8 protein-coding genes and 1 pseudogene are annotated in these 9,062 nt (G+C 60.2%); 1 reads left to right on the top strand and 8 read right to left on the bottom strand.

The features are described 5' to 3' along the window. Nucleotides 1-64: 64 nt before the first annotated feature. The 6 genes and pseudogenes from AC1DLB_RS12625 to AC1DLB_RS12600 form a co-directional block, all read right to left on the bottom strand. Nucleotides 65-712 (bottom strand): annotated as a pseudogene (locus AC1DLB_RS12625) (HAD family hydrolase); the annotation flags it as partial. A gap of 34 nt (nt 713-746) precedes the next feature. After that, the gene (locus AC1DLB_RS12620) at nt 747-1,736 is read right to left on the bottom strand and encodes an ABC transporter ATP-binding protein (RefSeq protein ID WP_477743816.1); all 990 of its coding nucleotides are present in this window, start codon (nt 1,734-1,736) and stop codon (nt 747-749) included. Continuing rightward, nucleotides 1,733-2,533 carry an ABC transporter permease gene (locus tag AC1DLB_RS12615; protein WP_018925174.1) on the bottom strand — a complete coding sequence of 267 codons (801 nt, stop codon included), beginning with the start codon at nt 2,531-2,533 and terminating at the stop codon, nt 1,733-1,735. The genes AC1DLB_RS12620 and AC1DLB_RS12615 overlap by 4 nt, the downstream gene beginning before the upstream one ends. Then, on the bottom strand, nt 2,520-3,356 hold the full coding sequence (locus AC1DLB_RS12610) for an ABC transporter permease (RefSeq protein WP_477745531.1): 837 nt from the start codon (nt 3,354-3,356) through the stop codon (nt 2,520-2,522). The genes AC1DLB_RS12615 and AC1DLB_RS12610 overlap by 14 nt, the downstream gene beginning before the upstream one ends. Nucleotides 3,357-3,361: 5 nt before the next feature. After that, on the bottom strand, nt 3,362-4,168 hold the full coding sequence (locus AC1DLB_RS12605; RefSeq protein WP_018925176.1) for an alkaline phosphatase family protein: 807 nt from the start codon (nt 4,166-4,168) through the stop codon (nt 3,362-3,364). Nucleotides 4,169-4,395: 227 nt separating this feature from the next. Next, nucleotides 4,396-5,463, bottom strand: coding sequence for an ABC transporter substrate-binding protein (locus AC1DLB_RS12600; protein ID WP_018925177.1), 1,068 nt, complete (start codon nt 5,461-5,463; stop codon nt 4,396-4,398). Nucleotides 5,464-5,814: 351 nt separating this feature from the next. Here AC1DLB_RS12600 and AC1DLB_RS12595 point away from each other — a divergent pair, with 351 nt between their 5' ends. Further along, nucleotides 5,815-6,528, top strand: coding sequence for a UTRA domain-containing protein (locus AC1DLB_RS12595; RefSeq protein WP_007940851.1), 714 nt, complete (start codon nt 5,815-5,817; stop codon nt 6,526-6,528). Between the two features lie 7 nt (nt 6,529-6,535). Here AC1DLB_RS12595 and AC1DLB_RS12590 read toward each other — a convergent pair whose 3' ends face one another. Next, complete coding sequence (locus AC1DLB_RS12590; protein ID WP_064619274.1) at nt 6,536-8,689, bottom strand: mechanosensitive ion channel family protein; 2,154 nt, start codon at nt 8,687-8,689, stop codon at nt 6,536-6,538. A 77-nt stretch (nt 8,690-8,766) separates the two neighbouring features. Beyond that, nucleotides 8,767-8,943, bottom strand: coding sequence for a hypothetical protein (locus tag AC1DLB_RS12585; protein WP_008005668.1), 177 nt, complete (start codon nt 8,941-8,943; stop codon nt 8,767-8,769). Between the last annotated feature and the right edge of the window lie 119 nt (nt 8,944-9,062).

The raw sequence follows: 9,062 nt of genomic DNA, 5'->3' as shown, positions 1-9,062 counted from the left end.
TTTCAGGGCCGCTTCGCGGCCCAGCGGGAGCAAGCTCCCTCGCCACAGGGGACCGCAGCGTGTTCCAGATATGGATCGGCCAGCCGGCTTTTTCGGCGTGTTCGAGCAACACCGGATCCGGATTCACCACATGCGGGAAATCCACCTTCAGCAGCAGCGGCAGATCGTTGCGTGAATCGGAATAGAAACTCGCGCCTTCGAGGTTTTCCTCTTCGGCGTCCAGCCATTCCAGCAAGCGGGTGATCTTGCCTTCGCGGTAGGTCAGGGTGCCCACCGTGTTGCCGMTGTACACCCCGTGCGCCACTTCCAGCTCGATGCCGAGAATCTCGTCGATGCCCAGACGGTCGGCAATCGGCTTGACCAAATGCGTGCCTGAGGCCGAGATCACCAGAATCCGGTCGCCGGCCTTGCGGTGGGCGGCGATGGCTTTGGTGGCGTCGCTGAAGATGATTGGCTCGATAAAATCTTCCACCCAAGGTGCCACCAAGTGCTCGAGCTCTTGCGGCGTGCGACCGATCAACGGCTCCAGGCTGAAGGCCATGTAGTCTTCCATCGCCAAGTGGCCCCTGCCGTAGGCATCCATCAATTCCTTGTCACGACGCAGGAAGGATTCGCCATCGACCCAGCCGAGGCGGGCCATCTGTTCGCTCCATAGCGAGGCGCAGTCGCCGTGGATCAGGGTTTCGTCCAGATCAAAAATTGCCAGGGCCATCAGTACGGTTCTCTCTTCAACATCAGCAAGGTCATCAGGCTACCTCACACAGGGCTGTCGGATCGATGGAAAGTGCCAGGCGCTGACCATCGGGATGCAGATCGGACGCCGAGCGGTTCAGCACATCCACCACCAATTCCACCCCCCGAGCTTCCACCCGATAGCGAATCACGTTGCCCAACAGGCTGTGGCTGCGCACCTGCGCGTCGAGTTCGCCGTTCAGGCTCAGCTCGATGGCCTCCGGGCGAATCGCGATGCGGTGGGTGATCGGCCGCTGCAACAATTTGCTGGCACTGTCGGCGTCCAGCAGGTTGTAGTTGCCGATGAAGCCTGCGGCGAACACGTCGACGGGCGCGGTGTAGAGGGTTTCGGCATCGCCACTCTGTACGATCTTTCCCTGATTCATCAGGAAGATTCGGTCAGACATGGTCAGGGCTTCTTCCTGATCGTGCGTGACGAAGATCGTGGTCAGGCCGAGTTCGCGCTGGATCTGACGGATCTGTTCGCGCAAGTGCTTGCGAATCCGCGCATCGAGCGCCGACAGCGGCTCATCCAGCAACAACAGGCGAGGCCGGGTCACCAACGAGCGAGCGAGGGCGACACGCTGGCACTGGCCACCGGACAGTTGATGCGGGTAGCGTGCGGCGAAGTCATTGAGCTCTACCAGTCTCAGCACTTCGGCGATGCGTTTTTGGCTGTCGTCGGCGTTGACCTTCTGCATGCGCAAACCGAAGGCGATGTTCTGCTCCACGGTCATGTTCGGGAACAGCGCATAACTCTGGAACACCATGCCGATTCCGCGTTTCTGCGGGCTCAGTGGGACGAGGTCGTGACCCTCCAGCAGAATCTGGCCACCGTCCACCGAGGTCAGGCCGGCGATGCAGCGCAGCAGCGTGGACTTGCCGCAACCGGACGGGCCGAGCAGGGTGACGAATTCGCCTTTCCTGATTTCGCAGTTGATGTCGCTGAAGACGGTGGTGCCTGAGTAATCTTTCTGAAGATGTTGGACGCTTACATAGCTCATTCGCTTTTGTCCTTGTTCAAGATATTGGCCACCCAGGTCAGAACCAGCACAAAGAAGAAGTAGGAAATCACCAGCGCGCTGGTGAAGTGGCCGCTGCTGTTGCGCATGTTGTTGAGGTAGACCTGCAGGGTTTCGTAGCGGGTGCCGACGAGGATGTTGGCGAACACGAACTCACCGAACAGGAACGAGAAGGACAGCAGCAACGCGACCATCAGCCCCTTGCGCAGGTTCGGCAACACCACCAGGAAGGCTGCTTGCCAAGTGCTGGCGCCGAGCAGTTGCGCGGCGTCCATCAGGTCGCGCAGGTTGATCGCTTGCAGGTTGTTGGTGATCGCCCGGTACATGAACGGCAGCGCCACGGTGAAGTAGCAACCGATCAGAATCCACGGCGTACCCACCATCGCGAACGGCCCCGAACCGTAGAGCTGCAACAGCCCCACCGACGACACCACCGGCGGCACCGCGAAGGGCAGCAGGATCAGGATGTTCATCAGCGCGTCGAGCTTAGGGAAGTGGTAATGCACCACGAACAGCAGTGGCAGGATCAGCACCACCGACAGAATCAGCGAGCCGATACAAACCAGCAACGACTGACCGAATGCGTCGAGAAAGCGCGGATCACTCCACAGCTGGATGTACCACTTGAAGGTAAAGCCGCTGGGCATAATCGTCGCCGACCAACTGCTGGCGATCGAGTAGATCAAGGTTCCGAGCAGCGGCAATAACAGAATGGCAAACAGCAAATACACGATGACCCGGTGGTAGACACCGACGGGCCCCAGTTCAGCGCGAGACATGGTAGCTCCTCTTCAACAGCAGCTGATGCACGATGGTCACCAGGGTCATCAACGCCACCAGCACCACGGCCAAGGCGCTGGCGAGGTTCGGGTCGAGGGAAATGTCGCCGGACACCATCGCCGCGATACGGATCGGCAACACGTTGAAGTTGCCGGTGGTCAGCGCGTAGACCGTGGCGTAGGCGCCAAGGGCGTTGGCCAGCAGAATCACGAATGTGCCCAGCAGTGCCGGGGTCAGCACCGGCAGACCGATGTGTCGCCAGAATTGCCAGCCGTTGGCCCCGAGCAAGGCGGCGGACTCACGCCAGTCTTCGCGCAGGGCATCGAAGGCCGGGTAGAGCAACAGCACGCCCAGGGGAATCTGGAAGTAGGTGTAGAGAATGATCAGCCCGGTTTTCGAGTACAGGTTGAAATCCTGAATGATTCCGGTCTGTTTCAGCATGATGGTGAAGGTGCCGTTGAACCCCAGCAAGATGATGAACGCGAAGGCCAGGGGCACACCGGCGAAGTTGCTGGTCATGTTAGCGAAGGCATTCACGAAGTTGCGCAGTTTCGAGTCGACCCGGCGCAGGGAGTAGGCGCCGAGTACGGCAATGACGATGCCGAATACGCTGGACCAGAAACTGATCTCAAGGCTGTATTGGATCGCCTGCAAATAGAACTTCGAATTGAATATTTTGCTGAAGTTGGCCAGGCCCCAACCGAACTCTTCCGATTGCAGGCTGTTGATCATCACCCAGAGCAGCGGGGCGATCTCGAACACGAAGAAGAAAATCGCGAAGGGCACCAGGCACAGAGCGGCCAGCCATTTACCGCGGGTCATGGCATTCACTTGAGCAGCTCCCGGCACACAGGTTTGTCGTGGGGCACGCCCAGCAGTTCGCAGACGGTGCCGCACAGTTCGGTTTGTTTCGGTGCAGCGCCTTGGTTGAAGCTGAAGGCGTCGCCGAGGACGAACAGCGGCACTTCGCGTTCTTCAGGCAGCAGGCCGTTGTGCGAGCGGTCGTTGTTCATGCCGTGGTCGGCAGTCACCAGCACTTGGTATCCGGCGTCGAGCCAGCCTTGCAGGTAGTCGGCGAGGATGACGTCCGCCGAGCGGGCGCTGTTGCGGTATTGCGGGGTGTCGAGGCCGTGCTTGTGCCCGGCGTCGTCGATGTTCATGGGGTGGACCAACAGAAAGTTCGGCGCGTGGCGCAGGCGCAGGTTTTCCGCGTCGGCGAACAGGTGCGAGTCCGGGTAGTGGTCGTTCCAGTAGAAGTGACCGTGCTGGATCGGCAGTTTCGGGTCGTCGGTGTGACGGTCCCGGGCAGCCACGAACGGCGAACGGTTATACAACTCGCTGACCCAGTGATAGGCCGCGGCGGCGGTTTTCAGGCCGGCGTCGGTGGCGTAATGGTAGATGCTGCGCTGGTTGGACAGGCGTGAGACGTTGTTGTGAACGATGCCGCTGTCGATCGGCGCAACGCCGGTCAGGATGCATTCGTAAAGCGGTCGGGACAGAGCCGGCAGTGCACATTCCAGTTTGTAGAGCGCCGCGCGTCCTGCGCCAACGTAAGCCTGCAGATGCCCCATGGCGTGGCGCGCGACTTCGTAATTGAGGCCGTCGAGCACGACAAGGATGACGTTGTGCTTCATGGGGGGGACTCCGCAAAAACAGATGATTCAAGTACGCAACAAATCCCTTGTGGGAGCGGGCTTGTGTGGCGAGGGGGCTTGTCGGACCGCCGCATCGCCCCGTTGGGCCGCGCAGCGGACCCAGTATCTACGAGCGCTGCGCACTCGAACGGGGGCAAGCCCCCTCGCCACAGGCCCGCTCCCCCATTTGGATCTCCATCAGATATCCAAATGGGGGATCTACAGGTTTACGGCATATTGATGATGACTTCTTCCTGCCACTTCTGCGGCAGCGACTTGGAGGTCTTTTCCCACGCGTCGGCGTCTTTGATCGGCGTGACCTTTTTGTACTGCTCGTTAGGCAGCAGTTTGGCCTTGACCTCTTCCGGCAGAGTCAAATGCTCGGCGCGAATTGGACGGGCGTTGCCTTTTGCCAGGTTGATCTGGCCAGCGTCGCTGAAGATGTATTCGCGGGCCAGTTTGGCGGCGTTCGGGTGCTTGGCGTATTTGTTGATGATGGTGGTGTAGCCGGAAATCACCGAGCCATCGGATGGAATCAGCACGGTGTAGTCATCCGGATTCGCCATCTTGGCCTTGTAGCTCAGGCCGTTGAAGTCCCAGACCACGCCGACTTCGATTTCACCCTTTTCCATGGTGGCGATCGTCGGGTTGGCCATGGACAGGCGGCCTTGCTTGGCGATGTCTGCGAACAGCAACAGGGCTGGCTGAATGTTTTTCTCGTCACCGCCATTGGCGAGGGCGGCGGCCAGTACGCCGTTGGCGGCCTGGGCTGCGGTGCTTACGTCACCGATGGAGACTTTGTACTTGCCGCTCTTGAGGTCGGCCCATTTGGTCGGTGCTTCGGAACCGTGCAGCAGCTTTTTATTGATGATGAACGCGATGGAGCCGGTGTAGGCCAGTGCCCAGTTACCGTCCTTGTCCTTGGCCCAGTCCGGAACCTGTGCCCAAGTACTTGGCTTGTAAGGTTGCACCACGCCCTGCTTGACCGCGATCGGGCCGAAGGCGGCACCGACGTCGCCGATGTCGGCTGTGGCGTTGTCTTTTTCGGCAGCGAACTTGGCGATTTCCTGGGCCGAGCTCATGTCGGTGTCGATGTGTTTCAGGCCGTATTTCTTGGCCAGGTCTTCCCAAGTGCCTTTCCAGTTGGCCCAGTCATCGGGCATGCCGACGCTGTTGACGGCGCCTTCCGCTTTCGCAGCGGCTTCGAGTGTTTTCAGATCGGTATCCGCCGCCATGGCGGCAGTGCACAGGGCAATGGTCGAGCCTAACAGTGATGCCAGGAAAAACTGTTTCATCCGAAGCTCCTTTGGGCGTTTTCAACGCTGCGATTGCGGTTGTGTTGGTCTAGGTCAGCAATACCTGAGCCAATTTAGGCGTCCTGGATGACATTTTGATGTCGACGACCGGTCGGCCTGAATTTCCTGCGCTCGGATACGCGGGRTGCGAGATAAGCGTAGACCATGGCTAAAGGGCTGATATGAAAGGGACTTGGCCATGAAATTGCAGGTGTCTGAAGCAACCGTTCGGCGGCTTTGTCATCTGTCAGTCATCTGCAGTGCCTAGGCTTGCAGGCAATTGATGGAGCCCGGTTTCAATCGCGGTTCTGCCCTGAATCAGTGCTGGTCTAGTCCAGATAGGTAACGTTGATGCGCATCGAGACAACCAAAGCGGTGACAGCGATCGGGCAGGTTCTGCAAGAACAGCTCGACCACGGGCTGTTGGCGCCCGGGAGCAAGTTGCCGGCCGAGCGCAAGCTCAGTGAGTTGTTCGGTACCACGCGGATTACCGTGCGTGAGGCGTTGTTGCAGTTGGAGGCCCAGGGCCAGATTTATCGCGAGGAGCGGCGCGGCTGGTTCGTGTCGCCACCACGGCTGGCTTATAACCTGATGCAACGCAGCCACTTTCACGCGATGGTCAGCGCCCAGGGGCGGGTGCCGTCCACCGAGGTGATTTCCGCGCGTTTGCAACCGGCGTCAGCGGCGGTATGTGCCTGGCTCCAGTTGCCGGCGCTGTCGAGCGTGATCCAGATCTGCCGCTCGCGACGGATTGACGGGCGATTGGTGCTGTATGTGGAGCACTACCTGAACCCGCAGTATTTTCCGGGGATCCTGGATTTCGATCTGAATCAGTCGATGACCGAACTGTATGCGCGGCATTACGACTTGCACTACGGGCGGGTGCGCTTCGAGATCGTACCGACCGCGCTGTCGGTGGACGCYGCGGCGGCTTTACGGGTATCGGTGGGCAGCCCGGGGTTGCGGATTGCCCGGGTCAACTACGATCAGCACCAGCGGCTGATCGATTGTGACCTGGAGTTTTGGCGCCATGATGCGATTCATGTCGGGGTGGATGTGGTTTGAATCCCACCTACGCAGATTGTTCGCCACCGGGGGTGATCACCTGAATGCTCATGCGCGGTGTCGCCAGATCCAGCCCGGCCTCATCCAGATGCCGCTTCAGCGATAAATTGAATGCCCGGGACACTTCCCACTGCTTGATCGGCGCGGTCTTGAAGCGGGCGCGAAGAATCGCATTGCCTGACTCGAAACTTTCGACCCCCTGGATCTCCAGCGGCGACCAGATGTTGCGCCGTTGCAGCGGGTCGGTGCGCATTTTCTGGCCGACGTCGCGCATCAGCTTGATCGCCTCGTCGATGTCCATGTTCGAGGGCACCGCCACCCGGAAGATCGCGTAGCCGAACTCCCGGGAGTAGTTCTTGATGCTTTTGATTTCGCTGAACGGAATGGTGTGGACGATGCCGTCGATGTCCCGCAGGCGCACGGTGCGGATGGTCAGGCCTTCGACCGTGCCCAGGTGGCCGCCGACGTCCACGTAGTCGTCGATGGCCAGGGAGTCTTCGATGATGATGAACAGCCCGGTGATCAAGTCGGCCACCAGCGATTGCGCGCCGAAACCGATGGCCAGGCCGATGACGCCGGCACCGGCCAGCAGCGGCGTGACGTTCATGCCCATGTTCGCCAGGGCGACGATCAGCGCAATGATGAAAATCGCCACGAACAGCACGTTGCGGATCAGCGGCATCATCGTCTGCGCGCGGGCATTGGCTAGGCCTTTGCGCGAGCGGGTTAGGGCGTGGTGCACGGCGGTGTCGCTGAGAATCCAGATCAGCCAGGCAAAAATCAGCGTGCCGCCGAGGCTGAACAGTTTGACGCTGACTTCATGGCCTTCGCCTTCGGTGAAGCGAATCAGCGACATGCCCCAGACCCGCAGGCCGAGTTCGATGAACGCCAGCCATACCAGCAGATGGGCGAGGGTGTAGAAGAAGCTTTTCAGGCGATCCGAATACAGCGCATGGCGCTTGGGGCCGCGTTGTGGCTTGAGTGCATGACGGCGCACCAGCCCGTTGATGACCATGCACAACACCAGCAGCACGGTGCAGATCAGCGACTGACGCAGCGCGGTGCTGGTGTCGCCGGCAGAGACGAAGGTGGCGAACAGTGAGATGCCCACCAGCACCAGCGCCGGCAGATACCAGAACGTCCCGAGGATTTCGATCGTGTCGCTCAAGGCGCGGCGGGTCAGGCGCCGAGACAGCGGCTGGTTGCGGATCAGGTGCGCGATGGGCCGGCGGAAACGCAGAATGAAAAAACCTGTGAAGATCGCCGCCAGTACATTGGCGAACGTCGCCGCCGTATGGGCCAGATGTTCACCGAGGCTGGCGATCAGGCGCGGGTCGTTCAGGGCTTCACCGAAGGCGGCGAAACTGCCGATCAGCCACAACGGGCGGAAGGCCTGATGCCGCAGGATGTACAGGGCGCGATGACGATGCGGGCCATCGAGCAGGGAAAACGCGATGACGCAGATCGCCGAGAAACAGGTACCGACCACCAGCGCATAAGCCAGCACCATGGCCAGGCTTTTGCCCAGTGACGAGGGCAGGGCGTAGGTCATGTAAACCGTCATGACCAGGGCGATCATCCACGGCCCGAGTTTGCGCAAGGCAAAGCGCAGCATGTCCAGGGCCTTGGGGTGTTGCGGCAGTTCTTCGGTGAGGCCGAAGCGCATGCGCACCCGGTGGCCGAGCCAGATCAGGGCGGCGGCCAGCAGGCTCCAGACCATCAGGATCATGGCGAAGGCAAAGATGATGGGCAGCCATTCATTGGCCGGCAGCATGAGTGCCACCAGTTCATCCTTGGCCAGGTTGACTTCTTCGGACCAGCGAGTGAGGGGGCTGTCGGCGCCGGAAAATTGCTTTTCGAAACTGGCCAGGGTGCCGCCGATCAGGCCCAGCACGCCTTCTTCTGTGGTGGGTTGGGCTTTTTTGCTGACGTCGCGCAGCTTTTTCAGGTCCGCCAGGAGTTTGGTCCGTTGCTGATCGTTTTCCAGCGACTTGATGACTTCGTCCAGCGACTGTCCCAGTGGAGCTTGCGCTTCGGGCTGGGTTTTTGCCGAGCCGCTGAGCAGCCCCGGCAAGCCGGCCGCCTGGGCAGGCGTCAGCGGCAGCAGCGTCATCAGGCAGACAAGGAACAAACAGGGCAGGGCAAAAAGACGAGCGAACACTAGGCGGTCAACCTCGGATGAGCGAATCGGCCGAGTGTACGAGCCCGTCAAAATCAATGCGAGCCGGGCGCGAGGATTTATTCGTTGAGTTTGGCGAGGATCTTGTAGATCACGGTGGCGAGGATCATCAGCATGCCGACCCACATCGCGAACACACCGGCGTTCTTGTCGCGAAAGTTGAAACCGATGGCCAACATGATCATCCCGGAAAGAATCGGGATCAGCATGGCGTGAAACGAAGACATCGAGATCATGGTGACAGCCTTGTCGGAGGGGTTACTGCAAGTCTAGGCGGCTTTCGGGCGGGCGTTGGTGATGTGTGGCAGGAATGGATCGCAAGATCATTGTGGCGAGGGAGCTTGCTCCCGTTGGG

This window comes from Pseudomonas sp. 05N434 (genome assembly GCF_056396965.1).
This window is presented reverse-complemented; position numbering and strand designations above follow the sequence as displayed.

Bases quoted from the DNA above. Each gene is read 5' to 3' on its own strand.
- AC1DLB_RS12620 (WP_477743816.1), bottom strand. From the start codon at position 1,736: ATGAGCTATGTAAGCGTCCAACATCTTCAGAAAGATTACTCAGGCACC.
- AC1DLB_RS12615 (WP_018925174.1), bottom strand. From the start codon at position 2,533: ATGTCTCGCGCTGAACTGGGGCCCGTCGGTGTCTACCACCGGGTCATC.
- AC1DLB_RS12610 (WP_477745531.1), bottom strand. From the start codon at position 3,356: ATGACCCGCGGTAAATGGCTGGCCGCTCTGTGCCTGGTGCCCTTCGCG.
- AC1DLB_RS12605 (WP_018925176.1), bottom strand. From the start codon at position 4,168: ATGAAGCACAACGTCATCCTTGTCGTGCTCGACGGCCTCAATTACGAA.
- AC1DLB_RS12600 (WP_018925177.1), bottom strand. From the start codon at position 5,463: ATGAAACAGTTTTTCCTGGCATCACTGTTAGGCTCGACCATTGCCCTG.
- AC1DLB_RS12585 (WP_008005668.1), bottom strand. From the start codon at position 8,943: ATGATCTCGATGTCTTCGTTTCACGCCATGCTGATCCCGATTCTTTCC.